Annotated in this window: 19 protein-coding genes and 1 rRNA gene; 14 read left to right on the top strand and 6 right to left on the bottom strand. The window is 64.6% G+C overall.

Going from position 1 to position 21,676, the window contains the following annotated elements:
• Nucleotides 1-57 precede the first annotated feature (57 nt).
• From VIQ49_RS25085 to VIQ49_RS25075, 3 genes are all read right to left on the bottom strand, one after another.
• The gene (locus VIQ49_RS25085; protein ID WP_331889298.1) at nucleotides 58-1,584 is read right to left on the bottom strand and encodes an ABC transporter permease; all 1,527 of its coding nucleotides are present in this window, start codon (nucleotides 1,582-1,584) and stop codon (nucleotides 58-60) included.
• A 69-nt stretch (nucleotides 1,585-1,653) separates the two neighbouring features.
• Complete coding sequence (gene add, locus VIQ49_RS25080; protein WP_331889297.1) at nucleotides 1,654-2,736, bottom strand: adenosine deaminase; 1,083 nt, start codon at nucleotides 2,734-2,736, stop codon at nucleotides 1,654-1,656.
• On the bottom strand, nucleotides 2,733-3,542 hold the full coding sequence (locus tag VIQ49_RS25075) for an ABC transporter ATP-binding protein (RefSeq protein WP_331889296.1): 810 nt from the start codon (nucleotides 3,540-3,542) through the stop codon (nucleotides 2,733-2,735). The genes add and VIQ49_RS25075 overlap by 4 nt, the downstream gene beginning before the upstream one ends.
• Nucleotides 3,543-3,750: 208 nt before the next feature.
• Here VIQ49_RS25075 and VIQ49_RS25070 point away from each other — a divergent pair, with 208 nt between their 5' ends.
• Nucleotides 3,751-5,322 carry a helix-turn-helix domain-containing protein gene (locus VIQ49_RS25070; RefSeq protein WP_331889295.1) on the top strand — a complete coding sequence of 524 codons (1,572 nt, stop codon included), beginning with the start codon at nucleotides 3,751-3,753 and terminating at the stop codon, nucleotides 5,320-5,322.
• Between the two features lie 51 nt (nucleotides 5,323-5,373).
• Here the strand turns inward: VIQ49_RS25070 and VIQ49_RS25065 are convergent, their stop codons facing one another.
• Both VIQ49_RS25065 and VIQ49_RS25060 read right to left on the bottom strand, forming a co-directional pair.
• Entirely contained in the window at nucleotides 5,374-6,129 is a 756-nt protein-coding gene (locus tag VIQ49_RS25065) for an ABC transporter permease (protein WP_331889294.1), read from the bottom strand.
• A complete protein-coding gene (locus VIQ49_RS25060; RefSeq protein WP_331889293.1) occupies nucleotides 6,129-6,845 on the bottom strand; it encodes an ABC transporter ATP-binding protein in 717 nt (238 codons plus the stop codon). Before VIQ49_RS25060 ends, VIQ49_RS25065 begins: the two co-directional genes overlap by 1 nt.
• A gap of 93 nt (nucleotides 6,846-6,938) precedes the next feature.
• Between VIQ49_RS25060 and argC the strand changes: the two genes are divergently transcribed.
• From argC to tyrS, 12 genes are all read left to right on the top strand, one after another.
• Nucleotides 6,939-7,976: an N-acetyl-gamma-glutamyl-phosphate reductase gene (gene argC, locus VIQ49_RS25055; protein ID WP_331889292.1), complete on the top strand. Its 1,038-nt coding sequence runs from the start codon at nucleotides 6,939-6,941 to the stop codon at nucleotides 7,974-7,976.
• A gap of 86 nt (nucleotides 7,977-8,062) precedes the next feature.
• Nucleotides 8,063-9,250, top strand: a complete 1,188-nt coding sequence (gene argJ / locus VIQ49_RS25050; protein ID WP_331889306.1) for a bifunctional glutamate N-acetyltransferase/amino-acid acetyltransferase ArgJ — start codon at nucleotides 8,063-8,065, stop codon at nucleotides 9,248-9,250.
• A gap of 32 nt (nucleotides 9,251-9,282) precedes the next feature.
• Complete coding sequence (gene argB, locus VIQ49_RS25045; protein WP_414731720.1) at nucleotides 9,283-10,257, top strand: acetylglutamate kinase; 975 nt, start codon at nucleotides 9,283-9,285, stop codon at nucleotides 10,255-10,257.
• On the top strand, nucleotides 10,254-11,453 hold the full coding sequence (locus tag VIQ49_RS25040) for an acetylornithine transaminase (RefSeq protein ID WP_331889291.1): 1,200 nt from the start codon (nucleotides 10,254-10,256) through the stop codon (nucleotides 11,451-11,453). The genes argB and VIQ49_RS25040 overlap by 4 nt, the downstream gene beginning before the upstream one ends.
• Complete coding sequence (gene argF / locus VIQ49_RS25035) at nucleotides 11,450-12,373, top strand: ornithine carbamoyltransferase (RefSeq protein WP_331889290.1); 924 nt, start codon at nucleotides 11,450-11,452, stop codon at nucleotides 12,371-12,373. Before VIQ49_RS25040 ends, argF begins: the two co-directional genes overlap by 4 nt.
• Nucleotides 12,352-12,840: an arginine repressor gene (locus VIQ49_RS25030; RefSeq protein WP_331889289.1), complete on the top strand. Its 489-nt coding sequence runs from the start codon at nucleotides 12,352-12,354 to the stop codon at nucleotides 12,838-12,840. The genes argF and VIQ49_RS25030 overlap by 22 nt, the downstream gene beginning before the upstream one ends.
• Nucleotides 12,841-12,946: 106 nt before the next feature.
• Nucleotides 12,947-14,143, top strand: a complete 1,197-nt coding sequence (locus VIQ49_RS25025; RefSeq protein WP_331889288.1) for an argininosuccinate synthase — start codon at nucleotides 12,947-12,949, stop codon at nucleotides 14,141-14,143.
• A 2-nt stretch (nucleotides 14,144-14,145) separates the two neighbouring features.
• Nucleotides 14,146-15,576 (top strand): argininosuccinate lyase, encoded by a 1,431-nt coding sequence (gene argH / locus VIQ49_RS25020; RefSeq protein WP_331889287.1) that lies wholly within the window; start codon nucleotides 14,146-14,148, stop codon nucleotides 15,574-15,576.
• Between the two features lie 108 nt (nucleotides 15,577-15,684).
• Nucleotides 15,685-18,672, top strand: coding sequence for an AMP-binding protein (locus tag VIQ49_RS25015; RefSeq protein WP_331889286.1), 2,988 nt, complete (start codon nucleotides 15,685-15,687; stop codon nucleotides 18,670-18,672).
• 39 nt (nucleotides 18,673-18,711) lie between these two features.
• Nucleotides 18,712-18,951: a Trm112 family protein gene (locus VIQ49_RS25010; protein ID WP_331889285.1), complete on the top strand. Its 240-nt coding sequence runs from the start codon at nucleotides 18,712-18,714 to the stop codon at nucleotides 18,949-18,951.
• Nucleotides 18,952-18,966: 15 nt separating this feature from the next.
• On the top strand, nucleotides 18,967-19,641 hold the full coding sequence (locus VIQ49_RS25005; RefSeq protein WP_331889284.1) for a DNA-3-methyladenine glycosylase: 675 nt from the start codon (nucleotides 18,967-18,969) through the stop codon (nucleotides 19,639-19,641).
• Nucleotides 19,638-20,924: a tyrosine--tRNA ligase gene (gene tyrS / locus VIQ49_RS25000; RefSeq protein ID WP_331889283.1), complete on the top strand. Its 1,287-nt coding sequence runs from the start codon at nucleotides 19,638-19,640 to the stop codon at nucleotides 20,922-20,924. Before VIQ49_RS25005 ends, tyrS begins: the two co-directional genes overlap by 4 nt.
• Nucleotides 20,925-21,395: 471 nt before the next feature.
• Here tyrS and VIQ49_RS24995 read toward each other — a convergent pair whose 3' ends face one another.
• Nucleotides 21,396-21,593: a hypothetical protein gene (locus VIQ49_RS24995; protein WP_331889282.1), complete on the bottom strand. Its 198-nt coding sequence runs from the start codon at nucleotides 21,591-21,593 to the stop codon at nucleotides 21,396-21,398.
• Here VIQ49_RS24995 and VIQ49_RS24990 point away from each other — a divergent pair.
• Nucleotides 21,589-21,676 (top strand): 16S ribosomal RNA (locus tag VIQ49_RS24990); the annotation flags it as partial. The two genes, VIQ49_RS24995 and VIQ49_RS24990, sit on opposite strands and share 5 nt — an antisense overlap.

Raw genomic sequence — 21,676 nt, 5'->3', positions numbered from 1 at the left:
TGAGAAGAGTGGGACCGGGGGAGACGGAAGGATGAGGGACAAGCGAGCCGGGATCGGTCAGCTACGGATGCGACCGATCGTGCCTTCGAGGATGGCCGCGATGCCATACAAGGCTGCCGCGGAGAGTGTGACGAGGGCGACCAGCGACCACATCAGTGAATAGTTGCCGGTCACACCGGCTCTGAGCATCATGAAACCCGCGCCGTCGCCGGTGGCGAGCCATTCGCACAGGAGTGCACCGGTCATGGCGAGCGGCGCGGTGACCCGGGCCGCGGCGAAGAACGACGGCAACGCGGCAGGTAGCTGCACGATCCGCAGGACCTTGACCGGTCCACCGCCCGACACCGTCACCACCTCACAGGCACTCGGTGGGACGGACCGGATGCCTCCGACGATCGTCACCAGCGCGGGAAAGAACGTGACAACGCCGGACACCACGATCAGGGTGAGAAACCCACGGCCGAAGATCAGCGCGATGAGTGGTGTCATCGCGACCAGCGGAACGGTGCGGATGGACATGGCGATCGGCATGATGATCGACTCCGCGGTACGGGACAAGACCACTGTCACCGCACCGAGCAGGGCCAGGCCCAGACCGCTGGCGAATCCGACAACCGTGTGAACGATGGTGAGCCGCAACGCCGCCCACATGTCCGACAGGTCGCGCCCAGAGGTCAGGTAGTTCCAGACATCGACCGGAGTCTTACCGAAGTATGGATCCACGGACCGGGCGATCAGGTACCAGCCACCGAAGACCAACAGCAGTGTCACCGCGAACTGGGTCGCGACGCCGACCATGTTTCGCGATCTGGTCACCTGCGGCGCGGAGGCGACGGAGATGTCGGAGACGGTCTCTTGATCCCGCCAGGTGTAGACGGCCTTTTCGGCGAGCACGGTGAGACCGTAGGCAACAGCGGCCAGCAGCGCGGCGTACAGCGCGAGGGCCCAGGTGCGGTCGACATTGAGTGACTGCTGTGAATAGACCATCGCGACGCCGAGACCCTTGTCTGCACCGAGGTATTCGCCGATCATCGCGCCCAGAACCGCCAGCGGTGCGGCAACGCGTAGCGCCGCGAACAGGGCGGGTACGGCAGATCGGATCTGCACCATCCTGAGAACGGTTCCGCGCCCACCGCCGGCGGCACGGATGACATCGACGCGGGTGGCCGATGCGCTGTGTAGTCCGAGTACGGCTCCGACCAAGGTGGTGAAGAAGACCCCTTGCGCGGAGATGAGCACCACGGACATGTACCGGCTGGTCACCGCAACCAGAATGGGTGAAATAGCCACGATGGGAAGGCAATAGGCGATGACACCCACCCTCATCACCACAGCCTGGGTCCAGGGCAGGATCAGCGAGAGGGCCGCGAGGGTCACGGCGACCACATTCCCGAGCAGCCAACCCCAGCCTGCCTCACCGGCGGTGGTGAGCAGGTTCGGCCAGATGAAATCGAAATCCTTGACCGCCGTGACCAGGATGTCCACGGGGGCCGCGATGGCGTAGACATCACGGAATGCGGTTTCTGCAAGCAATTGCCAGGCGAGCACCAGGGTGACAACGCTTCCGAGGGCCAGGAAATTCACCCTTGCGAAGGCTGCCGTCAGGTTCAGTCGAGGTGAGTGTGGTGCGATCACTGTCGCTGACATGGCGCCTCAGCCTTCGAACGCATGGAGGTCGGTGAGCATACGCGTTTTGATCTCATCGCTTGCGAAGGACGCGTGGATGGAGGTTGCGGCAAGGGTTTTCACCGTGGCGAGATCCCACCCGAACGTGCGCGCACAGTCGGCGTAGTCGTCTTCGATACGAACACTCATCGGCGCGGGGTCGTCGGTGTTGATCGAGACCTTGACCCCGGCCCGGCGCAGGGGCTCGATGGGGTGCACGTCCAGTGACGGGTAGATCTTCAATCCTTCGACGTTGGAGCGAGGACACATGCCGAGCGGGATCTGACGTTCGGCGAGGACGTCGACGAGTCGGGGATCCTCGATGGAGCGAACGCCATGGTCTATTCGCTCGGCGTGGAGCAGATCGATTGCACCCCAGACACTTTCCGGACCACTCGACTCGCCGGTGTGCACGGTGCGCCGGAATCCGGCGTCGCGGGCGAGCGTGAAGGCAGGCGCGAACTTCGCGTTTGTATCGCCGGCATGGGTTTCGTCGCCGTCGATGGAGAGTGCGACGACCCGCGGAACACGCGCCGCGATCATCTCTCTGACAACCTCGAGCGCCGAGTCGCCGGACTGCTGGCGCAGCAGTGAGACGCAGAGGTTGGCCTCGCACAGACCGTCGCGCGCGGCTTCGTCGAACCCTTCGGCGATGGCTCTGGTGAAGTCGGTGAGACGTCCCTTCCAACTGGCCCAGTGAGTGGGGTTGACGATGATGTCCGCGTAGTGGACACCCGACGCACTCTCGCGAGCGCAAGCACGATATGCCGTACTCACCAGGTGTTCATGGGTACGGACCAGTGAACCTTCCCAATCCAGGAACTGGAGAAAAGTGCCGACACCCATGCCTTTGACGGCGGCACCGTCCGGATCGCGTTCGACGTGATGGGTCGAGGTGTCGAACAATGTGGCGGCCGGCCCGGGCAGGTCCGCACCGACAGCGTGCGCTGACTGGACCAGATCGGCGATGTCGAAGCAGCCTTCGAGGTGCACGTGAACCTCGGCCTTCGGCAGGCGACGCATCATGTCGGCAGACAGGGTGGGTGTGGTGATCGCGGGTGTGGTGATCATCGGACCGCTGCTTCGGCCGGCGGGGTGAACAGCAGGTCGGACGCCTGCTCGACATAACCTCGGAACTCCGGGGTCCGCATGATGTCGGGGGTTCGCGGGCGTGGCAGATCGACGTCGATCACCTGCTGGATCCGCCCAGGCCGCGCCGACATCACGGCAACCCGGTCAGAGAGGTAGATGGCCTCGGAGATCCCGTGGGTCACCATCAAGGTGGTGGCAGGCCGTTCGGTCCAGATGCGCATGAGCTCGGTGTTGAGACGTTGCCGCGTCATGTCGTCGAGTGCACCGAACGGTTCGTCGAGTAGGAGTACCAGAGGTTTCAGGATCAGCGCACGAGCTATCGACACCCGTTGCCGCATGCCTCCGGAGAGTTGACCGGGCTTCGCGGCTTCGAATCCGTCGAGCCCGACAAGTTTGATCAGGTCGGCGACATCGCTGTGGGACACCGGTTTTCCCGCGGCCTCGAGCGGGACCCGGATATTCGCTTCGACGCTCCGCCAGGGCAGCAGCGCTGAGTCCTGAAACGCAACACCCAGAACGTGTTCGCTGCGAAGGTCGTTTGGTGTCCGGCCGTCGACGAGTATCGAACCGGTGGTCGGCTGCTCGAGATCGGCGAGCAGACGAAGAATGGTTGATTTGCCGCAACCCGAGGGCCCTAGCAACGAAACGAAACTGCCGCGGGCGGTCTGGAGGCTCACGTTGTCGAGTGCGGTGACCTGGCGGCGTTTCATGGCGAACTTCTTCGACACACCTGCGAGGTCGATTCCTGTTGCGCGATAACCCGTTTCCGGACGCCGAGCGTTCATGGTCTCTCCTCTTGTCCCCTTGGAGCGCAGGTACTTCCACCCGTGCGCTGTTCCACCAGTCAAGTCCAAACGGGAAGCCGCGGACATGGACGATCCGCTGAAAAGGGCGGAGCGTTGTCGCTGGCGAGTAGGACGAATCTCCAACGTGATTTAAAATAGTTTCCTCGGCGTAACAACTCGCTCGCTGCGGCTGAGGTGCTGATCACATGTGGGCGACGAAGGGGGTTGCGCGGTGCTCTTGTCGGATATGGAGACGATTCCGGGTCTTGAACTCGTCGAGGTCGTGCGGGGTGAGGGCGATCCCCAGGTGCACGGCGTCTACACCACCGATCTCCGGGATCCGCTGGCCTTTCTCTCTGGCGGGGAACTCGTCCTCACCAGCGGGTTGTGGTACCGCGAGCCGGTTGATGCGGAAACCTTCGTGCGAGCGTTGGCGGGTGGTCATGCAGCCGCTCTCGCAGTGGGTTTGGCAGCGATCGGGGAGGTTCCACCACCGTTGATCCGGGCGTGTGGAGACGCCGGATTGACGTTGTACGCGATCGAGGGCGCCGTGTCGTTCCGGTTTCTCACCGAAACCGTGATGCGTGCGTTGGCGGGTGCAGCCGGAAAGCTCACGCTCCACCGTGACCTGGTCGCCGACCTCGCCTCCGGTGAGGGGGCAAGTGGTCTGGTGGCGTCGCTTCGCCGGGCCCTGGGAGTCGAATGTGCTGTGATCACGTCGACCGGCCGAATGGTCGCCGGGGGGCTCACCGGCGCCGAGTCGGGTGGGCTCGCTGTCTCATTTCGAAAGGCGTTGAACGAATGGGCATTTCCTTCGGCTCAGCAGATGGGGGATGATGGTGACGTTTCGTTCTTCGCAGTGCAGTCACCTGTGGCCCGCCGCCCGGCGATCGCGTATGTGGCCGTTGCCAGTGATCACCGGACCCATGCCCCGTGGATGTCCGCCGCGGTGGAGGAGGTCTGCGCGTTGCTGGCCATGGACCGCTCGACCAGATATGAATCCCGGCGGCTCGAGGAGCGAATGGTGCGAGAGGCGCTCGCACGCTTGCAGCGGCACGATGCCGCCGGCTCGGACGGACAGTTCCGGAGCCTTGGATTCCACGGCGACGAATCGGTGTGTTGCATCGTGGTGAGCTCCCGCGATACCCGTTACGGAACCGAATTGGCCGGTGTCATCCTCGAGGAATTGCACGACGAGATGCCATTGTCGACGCCTCCGGTGAAGCTACCGTCCGAGGCATATCTGACCTTCGTCGGTGTTGCCCCCGAAAAGGTGGCGGATGCCGCGAATGTTCTTTCCGGACAAGTTCGTTCGATCGCCGAACGGCTCGCCCCGCTGCTGGACCGCGGCTACGTTGCAATCGGCACGGGCAGCCCCGGCGTACTGCCAGACGGGGCGCGGGTGTCGATGAGCGAAGCCGGCTACACACATCGGTATGCGACTGGGAGCCCAGGGTCGATCAGGTTCGCCGAGGCCAACTCGTTGTCGTCGCATCTGCTGCTGTTGGCGTCGGTCCCGGACGAGATCAAACTGGCGTTTCGGCAACGATTGATCGGTGTGATCGCCGATCATGACGAACGCCACCGGACCGACCTGCTTCCCACACTCCGCGTGTTCCTGGAGGAGTCGGGCTCCTGGAGTCGCAGCGCCGAACGATTGCATGTCCACGTCAACACTCTGCGGTATCGCCTGCAGCGCATCGAGAAGCTCACCGGGCGAAGCCTGTCGACGCTGAACGACCGGGTCGATTTCGTTCTCGCGCTCGGTATTGCGGACTGAACCACATGGCTCCGGTCGAAGGGCTCAGGTGGGCGGGGGCAGGTAACGGGTTCAGGGCGTGGTGCGTCGCAGAGTCGCTGCGCCCAGACACAGCGCGACGATCGAAAACGCCAGCACCACGATCAGATCGCGCCACATCTGGCCGGTCGGATCCGGATGCACCTCGACCTGCTGCAGCGCATCGACGGCGTATGTGACCGGCATGATCCCGCTGATCCAATCCAGCCAGTCGGCCATCTGATCGCGGGGCACGAACAGCCCGCACAGCAGCAATTGAGGGATGACCACTACCGGTATGAATTGCACCGCCTGGAATTCGGTTCGGGCGAACGCCGAGAAGAACAGTCCCAGAGCCACACCGAGCACGGCGACGAGCACCGCGATCACCACAACCCAGATCGCGGCTCCGGCGATGTCGAGGTCGAGGATCCAGAACGCCACGGCGCTCGCGAGCGCGGCCTGCGCAGCGGCCGCCACCGAGAAGGCGGCACCATATCCGGCGAGAAGATCGAGTTTGCCCAACGGAGTGGTCAGCAGGCGTTCGAGGGTGCCCGACGTTCGCTCCCGGACCATCGCGATCGACGTAGTGATGAACATCAGCACAAACGGCAGGATGCCGAGCATGATGATGCCGATCTCGTCGAATCGAGAGGTGCCCGGTATCGCACCGGGCAGGTTCTCGAACATGAAGTACAGCAGCACCATCAGGATGCACGGCACCACGAGGATCATCGCCACGGTGCGGCGATCGTCCAGCAGCTGCCGGAGGATGCGCCACGTGGTGGCGGCGAACTGACGCGGGTGCATCACTGTGATCCTTGCGTGATCAACTGCAGAAACGCGGTTTCGAGGTTGGTTTGTCCGGTGCGCTCCCGCAGTTGGTCGGGCGTCAGTTCGGCGAGGACCCGGCCCTCGCGCATCAAGATCAGGTTGTCGCAGCGGTCGGCCTCGTCCATGACGTGACTCGACACCAGCAGGGTCGCCCCGGCGCTCGCCAGGGCGCGGAACCGATCCCACAGGTCTTTGCGTAGAACCGGATCGAGGCCGACTGTCGGCTCGTCGAGGATGAGCAGCGTCGGCGAGCCGACCAGCGCGCAGGCGATCGACACCCGACTGCGTTGGCCACCGGACAGATCCAGGGTCCTGCGCGCGCGAAAGTCGGTCAGGCCCACCGCATCGAGTGCTTCGCCCACGCCGGCCCGGTTGTTGTACAGGTCGGCGAAGTAGGTCACGTTCTGCTCGACGGTCAGGTCGGTGTAGACCGACGGCGCCTGGGTCACGTACCCGACCAGATTTCGCAGGGCTGCGGTCCCGGCTTTCTGGTCGAGGACCGTCACCGAACCGGATTCGATCTGCTGGGTACCCACGATGGCCCTCATCAGGGTGGTCTTGCCGCAGCCCGACGGACCGAGGAGCCCGGTGATGGACCCCGCGGGTACCGTGAGGTTCAGGTCATGCAAGACGGGATTACCGCCTCGCTTGACCGCCAGCGACTGCACGATGATCGCTGCGGACGGGGTCACTGTTCAGTGATACCGCGCTCGGCGCGAGCCCGCACGCTGACCGCGGAGAACCCGTTTGTGAATTAACTTGCGGTGGGGTGCATAATGAATCATATGAGTGTGACAGTCGCGGTAGCCGGCGCCAGCGGGTATGCGGGTGGAGAGATTCTCCGCCTGCTACTCGGTCATCCCAAGTATGCATCCGGAGAGTTGCAGATCGGTGCTCTGACGGCCGGATCCAACGCCGGTTCGTTGCTGGGGGAGCACCATCCACACCTGCTTCCGTTGGCCGAGCGCGAACTCTCTGAAACGACCACGGAGATCTTGTCCGGGCACGACGTCGTCTTCCTGGGGCTCCCGCACGGTACGTCCGGACCCGTCGCCGACGCCCTACCACCGGCAACCCTCGTCATCGATTGCGGCGCGGACTTCCGCCTACAGGACCCGAGTGAGTGGGAGCGGTATTACGGCGGCACGCACGCCGGTAGCTGGCCCTACGGGCTCCCCGAACTGCCCGGCAACCGGGACGTACTCTCCGGGGCCACCCGGATCGCGGTTCCCGGCTGCTATCCGACCGTGAGCACCTTGGCGCTGCTGCCTGCGGTCGGCGCGGGCATCATCGCCCCGCAGGTCACCATCGTCGCGGTCAGTGGCGCCTCGGGTGCCGGACGGTCACCGAAGGTCGATCTGCTCGCGTCCGAGGTCATCGGTTCGGCACGGGCATACGGGGTCGGCGGGGTCCATCGCCACACGCCCGAGATCATCCAGAACCTGTCGGCCGTGGCGAACGCGCCGATCAGCGTCTCGTTCACGCCGGTGCTGGCGCCGATGGCGCGCGGCATCCTGGCAACGTGCACCGCGTCGACGACGGTGACCACTGAACAGGCGAGGGCGGTCTACGAAAAGGCGTACGCCGACGAACCGTTTGTCACGGTGCTGCCCGAGGGCCGGCAGCCGACCACCGGTTCGGTGATCGGTTCGAACGCGGTGCAACTCAGTGTGGCGGTCGATGAGCGGTCCGGCACCCTGATCGCGGTGGGTGCGATCGACAACCTCACCAAGGGAACCGGTGGCGGGGCCGTGCAATCGATGAATCTGGCCCTGGGATGGGGCGAAACCGAAGGACTGAGCACCGTGGGAGTGGCGCCGTGAACCAGCACAGTGACAACGCGGACAACGCGGCCGAAAGCGTGGACAGCGCGACCTCCCACTGGCGCGAGGTCGACGGTGGCCATCGCATGACCGATCTCCAGGGTGTCACTGCGCCCCTGGGCTTCCGGGCGGCAGGCATCAAGGCGGGTATCAAGGCGAACGGTAGGCAAGACCTCGCGCTGGTGTTCAACGAAGGTCCCGATTACGCGGCGGCAGGCGTGTTCACCGCCAACAAGGTGAAGGCCGCCCCGGTGTTGTGGAGCCGGCAGGTGCTGAGCACCGGCCGGCTTCGGGCGGTCGTCCTCAACTCCGGCGGCGCCAATGCCTGCACCGGGCCGGGTGGATTCCAGGACGCCCATGCCACAGCCGAGGCGACCGCGGCGGCGATCAGCGACTGGGGCACCGAGACCGGTGCCGTCGAGGTCGCGATCTGCTCGACGGGTTTGATCGGCGACCGACTGCCGATGGACAAGGTGCTCGCCGGTGTCACGGAGATCGTCCACGAGATGGGCGGCGGGCTGTCCGGCGGCACCGATGCGGCGCACGCGATAATGACCACCGACACGGTCGCCAAGCAAGCGGCCTTCCACCACAGCGATGGCTGGAATGTCGGCGGAATGGCGAAGGGCGCGGGCATGATGGCGCCGTCCCTGGCAACGATGCTCAGTGTGATCACCACCGACGCCGCGGTCTCGGCCGAGCAACTCGACGAAGCGCTGCGGGCGGCCACCGCGCTCACCTTCGACCGGCTCGACGTGGACGGTTCCTGCTCCACCAACGACACCGTGCTGCTGCTCAGTTCGGGCGCGAGCGAGAAGACGCCGGATCAGGCCGCCCTCAACGAGGCCGTCCGGTTGGTCTGCGACGATCTGGCCAAGCAGATGCAGGCCGATGCCGAAGGTGTCACGAAGCGGGTTGTGGTGAACGTGACCGGTGCCGCCAGTGACGCCGATGCCCTGGCGGCCGCTCGCACGATCGCCCGCGACAGTCTGGTCAAGACGGCATTGTTCGGATCGGACCCCAACTGGGGCCGGGTTCTGGCCGCCGTCGGGATGGCTCCGGTGGAACTTGATCCCGATCGGATCTCGGTGCGGTTCAACAACTATCCGGTCTGCGAGAACGGTATGGGCGTGGCGGGTGCACGTGACGCCGACCTGTCGGGCATCGATATCGATCTCACCGTCGATCTCGGTATCGGGTCGGGCGTGGCATTCATCCGGACCACCGATCTCTCGCACGCCTACGTCGAAGAGAATTCGGCCTATTCGTCATGACGGAGGAGACGAAGCGGAGCGGAGCTCGACCTGTGACGGAGGAGACGAAGCGGAGCGGAGACGGGCGGAGGCCGTCGACCGAGCTCAGTGCGCTCGACAAGGCACATGTGCTCGGAGAGGCATTGCCGTGGTTGAAGCGGTTCGCCGGCAAGGTGATCGTCGTCAAGTACGGCGGCAACGCGATGGTCGACGACAAGCTGAAACAAGCCTTCGCCGAGGACATGGTCTTCTTGCGCACCTGCGGGATTCATCCTGTCGTGGTGCACGGCGGCGGTCCGCAGATCTCGGCGATGCTGGAGCGTCTCGGGATGACCGGTGAGTTCAAGGGCGGCTTCCGCGTGACCACTCCGGAGGTGATGGACGTTGCCCGGATGGTGCTGTTCGGTCAGGTCGGTCGTGAACTCGTCGGTCTGATCAACGCGCACGGCCCGTATGCGGTGGGGATCTCGGGTGAAGACGCTCACCTGTTCACCGCGACCCGTCGCTCGGTGATGGTCGATGGTGAGGCAACGGACATCGGCCTGGTCGGTGACGTCACCACCGTGAATCCTGGGGCGGTCACCGATCTCATTGCAGCGGGCCGTATCCCGGTCGTCTCGACGATCGCACCCGACGCCGACGGCGTTGTCCACAACATCAACGCGGACACTGCCGCTGCCGCGCTCGCCCAAGCACTCGGCGCCGAGAAGCTGGTGGTGCTGACGGACGTCGAAGGCCTGTACACCGATTGGCCCGATCGTGGGTCGCTGGTGTCGGAGATCGGCACCACCGCGTTGGCCGAACTCTTGCCGAGCCTGGATGCCGGGATGGTGCCGAAGATGGAGGCCTGCCTGCGAGCGGTCGCCGGCGGAGTGCCCCGCGCCCATGTGATCGACGGCCGCACACTGCATTCGACGCTGCTCGAACTGTTCACCACCGAAGGCAACGGCACCATGGTTGTGCCCGATGACAACAACAAAGTCGTGGGCGCATACGGCGAGAAACCACCGATCGAGGACAAATCATGACCAACCCCACCGACCCGACCGTCGCTCTGCAACAGCGGTGGACATCGTCGCTGATGAACAACTACGGCACACCGAAGTTGGCGCTCGCCAGTGGCAAAGGCGCAGTCCTGACCGGTGCCGACGGCCGTGAATATCTCGACCTCCTCGGCGGCATCGCGGTGAACATCCTCGGGCACGGGAACCAGGCGATCATCGACGCAGTCACTAAGCAACTCTCAACGCTCGGGCATACGTCCAATCTCTATGTCAGCGAGCCGGTCATCAAGCTGGCCGAGGCGTTGTTGTCGCGGTGGGGCGTGGACGGAAAGGCGTTCTTCTGCAACTCGGGCACCGAAGCCAACGAGGCCGCGTTCAAGATCGCGCGCCTGACGGGTCGTCCCGAGATCATCGCCGCCGAGAAGGCTTTTCACGGCCGGACCATGGGTGCGCTCGCGATGACCGGACAACCTTCCAAACGGGCTCCGTTCGAGCCGATGCCCGCGGGCGTGCGTCACGTCCCGTACGGCGACCTCGACGCGATGAAGGCGGCAATCGGCCCGCAGACCGCTGCTGTCATCCTCGAACCCATCCTGGGGGAGAGCGGTGTGATCGTGCCGCCGGTGGACTATTTGGCCGCCGTCCGGGCGCTGACCACCGAGCACGGAGCGCTCTTGATCCTGGATGAGATCCAGACCGGAATCGCCCGGACCGGAACGTTTTACGCGCATCAGGCGAACGGAATCACCCCCGACGTGATGACCTTGGCGAAGGGCCTCGGTGGCGGTCTGCCGATCGGCGCCGTTCTGGCCACCGGCCGCGCGGCCGACCTGCTCGAACCCGGACAGCACGGCACCACGTTCGGCGGCAATCCCGTGTGCGCGGCGGCGGCACTGGCCGTCCTCGAACAGGTCGACACGCTTGATCTGACCAATCACGCTGCGCGGCTGGGCAAACACATCACGTCGTCGATCGAGGAACTCGGTCATCCGCTGATCGACCACTCCCGTGGTTCGGGTCTGCTGATCGGGCTCGTGCTGACGGAGTCGATCGCCCCGGCCGTCGAGGCCGCGGCGCGCGATCACGGCTATCTCATCAATGCGCCTGGTCCCGACGTGTTGCGTTTGGCGCCGCCGCTGATCCTCACCGAGGAGCAGGCGACCGGGTTCGTGAACGATCTTCCGGCAATTCTCGACGCCGCGAAAGGAGCGACGTCATGACACGCCATTTCCTGCGGGACGATGACCTGTCGCCGGCCGAGCAGGCACACGTGCTCGAACTGGCAGCCGAGGTCAAGCGGAATCCCTTCGCTCACAAGCCACTTGCCGGCCCCAAGGGCGTCGGGGTGATCTTCGACAAGAACTCCACCCGCACGCGATTCTCGTTCGAGGTCGGCATCGCGCAACTCGGTGGTCATGCGGTTGTTGTCGACGGCAAGGCCACGCAACTCGGTCGCGAGGAGACCCTCGCCGACACCGGCCGCGTCCTGTCGCGCTTCGTCGAGGCCATCGTCTGGCGGACGTACGGCCAGGACCGCCTCGAAGAGATTGCATCGGCGGCGACGATCCCGGTGGTCAACGCGCTCTCGGACGATTTCCATCCCTGTCAGGTCCTCGCCGACCTGCAGACGATTGCGGAGCAGAAGGGCAATCTGGCCGGGCTGACGCTGACATATCTCGGTGACGGCGCCAACAACATGGCTCATTCGCTGATGCTCGGTGGCGCAACTGCCGGCATGCACATCCGGGTCAGCGCGCCCGAAGGGTTCACCCCCGACAAGAAGTTTGTCGGGTATGCAACGGAACGCGCGGCGCTCACCGGTGGCAGCGTGACGGTCATCGGTGATCCGCGGGAGGCCGCCACCGGGGCCGACGTGCTGGTCACCGACACCTGGACCTCGATGGGGCAGGAGGACGACGGCAAGGACCGGGTCGCGCCGTTCTGGCCGTACCAGATCAACGCCGAGTTGGTCGCACTCGCCGACCCCGATGCCATTGTCTTGCACTGCTTGCCGGCCCATCGCGGCGAAGAGATCACCGACGAGGTTCTCGACGGCCCCCGAAGTGTGGTCTACGACGAAGCCGAGAACCGGCTCCACGCACAGAAGGCGGTGCTCATATGGCTTCTGGAACAGCCGTGACCACCCGGGCGGCGCGTCACGCCCGGATCGTGTCACTGCTGGCCGGCGCCCAGGTGCACAGCCAGACGGAGCTGCAGACCCTGCTGGCGGACGAAGGGATCGAGGCCACGCAGGCGACATTGTCCCGTGACCTCGACGAACTCGGCGCGGTGAAGCTGCGCGCCGCCGATGGCGGATCGGGCATCTACGTCGTGCCGGAGGACGGGTCCCCGGTCCGCGGTGTCACCGGCGGCACCGACCGGCTGTCCCGACTGCTCGGCGAACTGCTGGTCTCGGTCGACTCCAGCGGCGCGATGGCGGTGTTACGGACCCCACCCGGTGCGGCCCACTATCTGGCCAGCGCATTGGATCGGGCGACCCTCCCGGAGGTGGTCGGGACCATTGCCGGAGACGACACGTTGTTTGTGCTCGCCCGCGAACCTCTGACCGGAGCCGACCTGGCCGAAATGCTGGAGGCGCTGGCATGAGATTCTGATCATGCAGCCGTGTGCCACCACGCACCACATTTGAAAACCCAAGACTTCAACAGTCATCACGAATGAAGCTAGACGAACAACAAGGAGTGACCCCCTCATGGCGGAGCGCGTAATCCTCGCGTACTCGGGCGGCCTGGACACCTCGGTGGCCATCAGCTGGATCGGCAAAGAGACCGGTAAGGAGGTCGTGGCGGTTGCCATCGACCTAGGTCAGGGCGGCGAGGACATGGAGGTGGTTCGTCAGCGAGCCATCGATTGTGGCGCTGTCGAGTCCGTGGTGGTCGACGCCCGCGACGAGTTCGCCGAGGAATACTGCCTGCCGACCATCACCAGCAACGCGCTGTACATGGATCGGTACCCCCTGGTGTCCGCGATCTCGCGACCGCTGATCGTCAAGCACCTGGTCACCGCGGCGCGCGCGCACGGCGGCACGGTTGTGGCGCACGGCTGCACCGGCAAGGGCAACGATCAGGTCCGCTTCGAGGTCGGGTTCGCCACGCTGGCACCCGAGCTCGACGTCATCGCACCGGTCCGGGACTACGCCTGGACCCGTGAGAAGGCCATCGCCTTCGCCGAGGAGAACGCGATCCCGATCAACGTCTCCAAGAAGTCGCCGTTCTCCATCGACCAGAATGTCTGGGGTCGGGCCGTGGAGACCGGATTCCTCGAGGATCTGTGGAACGCCCCCACCAAGGACGTGTACTCGTACACCGAGGACCCGACCCTCCACTGGCAGGCACCCGACGAGGTCATCATCACGTTCGAGAAGGGCCGCCCGGTCGCCATCGACGGACGTAAGGTCAGCGTGCTCGAGGCGATCGTCGAGCTGAACCGTCGCGCCGGAGCACATGGTGTCGGCCGCCTCGACGTCGTCGAGGACCGTCTCGTGGGCATCAAGAGCCGCGAGATCTACGAGGCACCCGGTGCCATGGTCCTGATCCGCGCGCACGAGGAACTCGAACACGTCACCCTCGAACGCGAACTCGGTCGCTACAAGCGCAACACCGACCAGAAGTGGGCCGAACTGGTCTACGACGGCCTGTGGTTCTCGCCGCTCAAGCGGTCGCTCGAAGCGTTTGTCGATCACACCCAGGAGCACGTCTCCGGTGACATCCGCCTGAACCTGCACGGCGGCCACATCGCTGTCACGGGGCGGCGCAGCGAGGAATCGCTGTACGACTTCAACCTCGCCACCTACGACGAGGGCGACACTTTCGATCAGTCCGCGGCGAAGGGCTTCGTGCACCTGCACGGCCTGTCGTCGAAGATCGCCGCCAAGCGGGACCTGCGCTGACGATGAGCGAAAGCGGAGCCGGAGCTGGACCAGGCACCAACGAGGGTTCGCTGTGGGGTGGCCGGTTCGCTTCCGGACCGGCGGACGCCATGGCGGCTCTGAGCAAGTCGACACACTTCGACTGGGTTCTGGCTCCGTATGACATCCGGGCGTCGCAGGCGCACGCTCGGATCCTGCACAAGGCCGGCTTGTTGTCCGACGACGACCTCGCCACCATGCAGGACGGTCTGTCCCGGCTGGCCGAGGACGTCCGTTCGGGCGCCTTCGGTCCGGCCGAGACCGACGAGGATGTTCACGGTGCGCTCGAGCGGGGCTTGATCGAACGGGTCGGTCCGGAGGTCGGTGGTCGGCTGCGAGCGGGCCGTTCCCGCAACGATCAGGTCGCAACGCTGTTCCGCATGTGGTTGCGGGACGCGATCCGTCAGGTCTCGACGGGCGTCCTCGACGTCGTCGATGCGCTTGTCGCGCAGGCGAAGGCACATCCCGACGCCGTGATGCCGGGCAAAACCCATCTCCAGGCGGCCCAGCCGGTGCTGCTGGCCCATCATCTGCTGGCTCATGCGCATCCGTTGCTGCGAGATGTCGAGCGCCTCAAGGACTTCGACAAGCGTGCGGCGGTGTCGCCGTACGGATCGGGTGCCCTGGCGGGCTCGTCGCTCGGACTGGATCCGGCGGCGATCGCCGAGGATCTAGGATTCGACAGCGCTGCCGAGAACTCGATCGATGCCACGTCCTCACGCGACTTCGCAGCCGAGGCCGCGTTTGTGTTCGCGCTCATCGGTGTTGATCTGTCGCGGATGGCCGAAGAGGTGATCCTTTGGAGCACACCGGAATTCGGGTACATCACCCTCGCCGACGAATGGTCGACCGGTAGTTCGATCATGCCGCAGAAGAAGAATCCGGACGTTTCCGAGCTCACGCGTGGGAAATCCGGGCGGATGATCGGCAACCTCACCGGGTTGCTGGCCACCCTCAAGGCGCAACCGCTGGCCTACAACCGCGACCTGCAAGAGGACAAGGAACCGGTCTTCGACTCGGTGGCCCAGTTGCAGTTGTTGTTGCCGGCGATCGCAGGCCTGGTCGGAACACTGACTTTCCACGAGGATCGGATGGCGGAGCTCGCTCCCGCGGGGTTCACCCTGGCCACCGACGTCGCGGAGTGGCTCGTGCGGGCAGGCGTGCCGTTCCGGGTCGCCCACGAGGTGGCCGGCGCGTGTGTGAGGGCCGCCGAAGGCCGGGGTGTCGGACTCGCCGACCTGACCGATGAAGAGTTCGCCGCGATCAATCCGGAGTTGACGGCCGAGGTCCGGGAAGTGCTCACCGTCGCAGGCTCGATCGCCTCTCGCGATGCACTCGGTGGGACCGCAGGTGTGCGGGTGGCAGAACAACTGGAGCGGCTCGCGGCGAAGGCGGCAGGCCACCGGCACTTCTGACATCGGGGATACTGGGTGCGGAAAGCCATCGTCGCAGTCAGGGGCGATGACGACGAGTAATATGTGACGCCAGTCACCAATTCTTCGATGTTGTTGTGAGGGGGGTTTGTGCGAGGCGTTCCCAACATCAAGGAATCCCTTGATCGTGTTGTGGCCACGGCACAGAACGGGCTCGAGGTCATCCGGTACGGCAGTCTCGAAACCGGAACCCGTCCGGCGCCGTTCCGGGTGGAGGAGACGGTCCCGATGTACCGATTGCGCCGGTACTTCCCGGACGACGTGGCGCAGGGTCCGCCCGTCGTGCTCGTCCCGCCGATGATGGTGTCGGCGAACGTCTACGACGTCACCACCGACAACGGCGCGGTGAGCATCCTGCACCGGGCCGGACTCGACCCCTGGGTGGTCGACTTCGGATCGCCGGACAAGATCGAGGGCGGTATGCGCCGCACCCTGGCCGACCACATCGTCTCGATCGACGAGATCATCGACCGCGTGCGCGCGATCACCGGCAAGGACGTGCATCTCGCGGGGTACTCCCAGGGCGGAATGTTCTGTTACCAGGCCGCCGCTTACCGGCGTTCCAAGGGCATCGCGAGCATCGTCACTTACGGCAGTCCGGTGGATGTGCTCGGTGCACTCCCACTGGGCCTTCCCGCCGCATTGGTGACTCCCGGCGCACAGTTCCTCGCCGACAACGTGTTCAACCGCATCGCCATCCCAGGATGGCTGGCGCGCACCGGGTTTCAGCTCGTGGACCCCGTGAAGGCGGCTCGCAGCCGGATTGACTTCCTGCGGCAGCTGCATGATCGGGAAGCGTTGCTGCCCCGCGAGGATTCGCGCCGTTTCATCGAGGTCGACGGCTGGGTGGCGTGGTCCGGGCCCGCGGTGGCAGATCTGCTGCGCCAGTTCGTGGTCCACAATCGCCTCGTCGGTGGGGGATTCGTGATCAACGATCAGGTGGTCACCCTTGCCGAGATCACCTGTCCGGTGCTGGCGTTCGTGGGGGAGGCCGACGACATCGGTCAGCCGGTCGCCGTACGCGGCATCCTGCGGGCCTCGCCCATGGCGCAGGTCTATGAATCAGCTTTGCCGGTGGGTCATTTCGGGTTGGTGGTCGGCTCCACCGCGGGGACGCGGACCTGGCCGACAACCGCCGACTGGATTCGCTGGAACGACGGATCGGGTGCAGAACCCGAAACGATCGAAAAGATGCGCGACGACGGAGACCAGAGCGGTGGAACCGGCGTCAGCTTCTCGTCGCGGGTTGCACACGGTCTCGGATCGGCGGCCGGCGTAGGAGCTGATACCGGCCGCGAGCTCGTCGGTGCGGCCAAATCGGTGAGCCGGACCGCCGATGCGGTGCGGCGGGAGTCGTTGCGGGTCCTGCCGCGATTGGTTCGTCTTGGTCAGATCCAATCTCGCACAACCATTTCGCTCGGCAAGCTGATGAACGAAAATGCCCGACGGCACGGCAAACAGGAACTGTTCCTGTTCGAGGACCGGGTCCTGAGTCATCGGCAGGTCAACGACCGCATCGACAACGTGGTGCGGGGATTGATCGCCTGTGGCGTCCGGCCGGGTGAACACGTCGGCGTGCGGATGTTGACGCGGCCGAGCGCACTGGTCGCCATCGCCGCGCTGTCCCGGCTCGGTGCCGTCGCGGTGATGCTGTCGGGGGGATCCGACCTGAAACCGTCTCTACGGCTGGGGATTTGCTCCCTGGTGCTGACCGACCCGGCAAACCTCGACGAGCTGGCTGCAGTTGCTGATCGGGTGCTGGTCCTCGGTGGCGGTGACGGGCGGACGATCGCGCGGGCCGACGGCGAACACATCATCGACATGGAGCAGATCGATCCCGACTCGGTGGAGGTCCCCTCCTGGTATCGGCCGGATCCCGGGCGTGCGGGCGATCTGGCGTTTGTGCTGTTCAGCAAGAACGGCGACAACCTCGAAAAGTGGCCGGTCACAAATCATCGGTGGGCGCTGTCGGCCTTCGGCGCCGCCTCGGCTGCCGCCCTCAGCAGCACCGACACCGTGTACTGTCTCACTCCGCTGCAACACGCGTCCGGGCTGCTGACGGCGCTCGGCGGCACTGTGGTGGGCGGTGCCCGGATCGCGTTGTCGGCCGGGCTCGATGCCGATACGTTCGCCGCCGAGATTCCGCGGTACGGGATCACCGTGGTGTCCTACACCTGGTCGATGTTGCAGGACATCATCGGGTCGGACGACTTCTCGGTCACCGACCACAACGCGATCCGGCTGTTCATGGGGTCGGGTATGTCTGCCGGACTGTGGGAAGACCTGAACGAGAAGTTCCCGCGTGCTCGCGTACTCGAGTTCTTCGCGACCGGCGACGGATCGGCGATTCTCGCCAACGTCACGGGCACCAAAGTGGGTTCGTCCGGCCGGCCCGTCCCGGGCGTGAACGCGGTTGCGATCGCCGCATTCGATATGGCCGAGGGGCGGCTCATCACCGACAATTACGGATTTGTCCGTGAAGCCAGGGTCGACGAAGTCGGAGTGATGCTGTCGAAAGCGCAGCAGCAGTATGAGGTCGGTGCGACCGTGCTGCGCGACGTGTTCACGGCCGGCGACCGCTGGCAGGTGTCGGAGCACCTGTTCAGTCGCGACGCGGATGGCGACTTCTGGTTCATGGGCCACGCCAGCGCGGTGATCGATTCGGTCGACGGTTACATCTATCCGCAGCCGATCGTCGACGGATTGTCGCGGCTGGTCCAGGTCAAGCATGCAGTGGTCTACAAGGTCGGAGTGCCGGGCAACGAGATCGCCATCGCCGCGGTCTCGAAGCAGGAGGGGACCGGTTCACCGACCGGATCCGCGCTCCGGCTCGCGCTCGCGGGTCTGACGCCTGCCCAGCGCCCACACATCATCCGCATCCTCGACCACATCGACCTCACCTCGTCGTACCGACCCCAGAGTGCGTCGCTCAGGGCGGCCGGGATCCCGGCGGCAGGTGCGTCGGTCTGGTATCGCGATGAGGAAGGCCGGTACCGGAGACTGACCAAGGCGATTGCGCACGAGTTCGGTTGGGAACCAGGTGCGATGGCGATCCGTCCAGCGGCGAGTCCGGTCTGAGGGTGAACCTCGGACGGTGGGCCGGGTAGCGTTGACGCCGTGTCACACGAAGCCGGATTGAGTCCATTGCTGCTGACCTTGTTGGCGTGCCCGCAAGATCACGGTCCGTTGCTGGTCATCGGCAATGAAGAGATGTACAACCCGCGCTTGCGCCGGGCCTACCGGATCGACGACGGGATACCCGCTCTGCTGATCGACGACGCGCGTGACGTCGACGACAACGAACACGAGCTGCTGATGTCGCGCGTGACCGCAACAACCGGCCCCGTCGCCGACTGATCCCTCCTGTCCGCCTTGCCCACACCGGACCTGTTCGACGCACTCCGGCTGGCCGACGCCACTCCGGTACAGGCCGCGCGCCGACTGCTCGGGTCGTACCTCGAGGTGGACGGACCGGGTGGAACGGTTCGGATGCGGATCGTCGAGGTCGAGGCCTATGGCGGTCCGCCCGACAGCCGATTCCCGGATCCGGCGTCCCACGGCTATCGGGGCCGCAGTGATCGCAACACGGTGATGTTCGGCGATGCCGGTCACCTCTACGTCTATCGCTCCTACGGCATCCACTGGTGCGGCAACATCTCGTATGGCCCGGTTGGTCAATGCGGTGGAGTGCTGATGCGTGCCGGAGAGATCGTCGCGGGTGACCAACTTGCGCGATCACGTCGGCTCACTGCCCGCACTGATCCGCAATTGGCTTGTGGCCCAGGCAATTTGGGGTCCGCTATGGCTATCGACCAAAACTTCAACGGCGCCGCGGTCTGCACCGCGAACTCTCCCGTGAGGCTGCTCCGCGGACCCCGTATTCCGGCCGCCGCTGTCGGACACGGCCCCCGGGTGGGAGTGAGTACCGCGCAAGACCGCCCGTGGCGATTCTGGGATGAACGCAGCCCCGCGGTCTCGAAGTACCGGCGTGCCGCACCCCTCCGGGTATCCGAACCTCTCGTCGATGGGGGAGGATCGACCACGTGACCGCAGCAAATCCCGCACCGGCAGACATCCTGGAAGAACTGACGTGGCGAGGACTCATCGCCCAGAGCACGGACCTCGACGAATTGGGGAAAGTGCTGTCGGAGCTGACGACCCTCTATGCCGGGTTCGATCCCACCGCTTCGAGTCTGCATGCCGGGCACCTGGTGCCGCTGCTGACCTTGAAGCGGTTTCAACATGCCGGTCATCGCCCGATCGTGCTCGCCGGCGGTGCCACCGGATTGATCGGTGATCCCCGTGATGTGGGGGAGCGGACCATGCAATCCGCCGAGACGGTCGCAGCGTCGGCCCAACGGATCAAGGCCCAGCTCGAGCGGTTTGTGGACTTCGACGAATCGCCCACCGGAGCCGTCGTGGTCAACAACCTGGACTGGACCGGCAAATTGACAGCCGTCGACTTCCTGCGCGACCTCGGCAAACACTTCTCGGTGAATGTCATGCTCGCGCGCGAAACCGTGCGTCGGCGTCTCGAGTCGGACGGAATGAGCTACACCGAGTTCAGCTACATGTTGTTGCAGGCCAACGACTACCTGCAGCTGCACCGTGAGTACGGTTGCGCGCTCCAGGTCGGCGGTTCGGACCAGTGGGGCAACATCATCGCCGGGGTCGATCTGACCAGACGTGTGGACGGCGACGCCGTGCATGCGATGACCGTTCCGTTGGTCACGTCGTCGGACGGTAAGAAGTTCGGCAAGTCGACCGGCGGCGGCAGCCTGTGGCTCGACCCGGAGATGACCACTCCGTACGCCTGGTACCAGTACTTCTTGAACACCGCGGATGCCGACGTCGTCCGCTACCTGAAGTGGTTCACGTTCCTGAGCCGCGAGGAGATCGCAGAACTCGAGCAGGTCACCGCCGATTCACCACATCTGCGAGCGGCCCAGCGTCGGCTGGCTGTGGAGATGACCACTCTGGTGCACGGGCAGGCGAACACAGATGCGGTGGAAACCGCCAGCCAGGCGCTCTTTGGTCGGGCCGAACTCGACAGTCTCGACGAGGGCACGCTGTCTGCGGCGCTGTCGGAGACCACTGTTGCGGAGTTCGACGCCGGTTCATCGCCGACGATCGTCGAGTTGCTGGTTGCCACCGGGCTGTCCGACAGCAACAAGGCTGCGCGCCGGACGATCAACGAGGGCGGCGCTTACGTGAACAACACAAAGATCACCACCGACGACTGGGTGCCGGCTGCCGACGATCTGCTTCACGGTGCCTGGCTTGTGGTGCGTCGAGGCAAGAAGAACCTCGCCGGCGCCAGGGTCGGCTGAAGGCGTCGAGCGCGAACGCCTTGTAAAGATGTAAATCGCTCTGACCAGCCGATTTGACGCCATGCCAACAACCGCGTAACTTTTGTCGAGTCAGCGAGTGAGGCGCCGGAGAGCAAGTCGCCGGGGCCGGTAACACCGACAGGGATTCTCTCCTTGAAGGAACAACGCAGACCGCCCAAGTAACAAACTGCTTCCACATTCGTGTGGGGAGTTCAAGCGCGGGTGGCTAGAAGCCGAGAAACAGTACGCGGCGAGCTGGTTACCAGCGTGTTGCAGGAAAGTTTCGAAGCTGGTAGGTTAGAAACCCTGCGCCGGAGAGAGTTCGGTCGCAGAACTTCTAGGCTACACAATATAACTACTCCATCCAAGATGGCATCAGTAAAATGGTGTCGAAGTTGGGTGTGGGTGTGTTCTTTGAGAACTCGATAGTGTGTCGATGGATTGTTAGTGCCAATTTAGGTGCTGTGTCTGTCACGGTGACGAAACCCCATCTGGGGTGAGTTCCTGATGTTGCAGTGCCGGCATTAGTTTGTTTGTTTTTTGATTGCCATTCGCAGGTTTTGAGTCCTGTGGGTGATGGTCAGTTTTTGTTTGGTTGGGATTCATTTGATTCTCTTCAGGACAGATTTTTTTGAAAAGCCCGTAAGGGTCTTTTTGGAAGGTTTTCATGGAGAGTTTGATCCTGGCTCAGGACGAACGCTGGCGGCGTGCTTAACACATGCAAGTCGAACGATGAAGCCAGCTTGCTGGTG

Source organism: Williamsia sp. (assembly GCF_036566845.1).
GTDB lineage: Bacteria > Actinomycetota > Actinomycetes > Mycobacteriales > Mycobacteriaceae > Williamsia.
The sequence above is the reverse complement of the archived record's forward strand: the minus strand, read 5'-3'. Positions and strand labels throughout refer to the sequence as shown.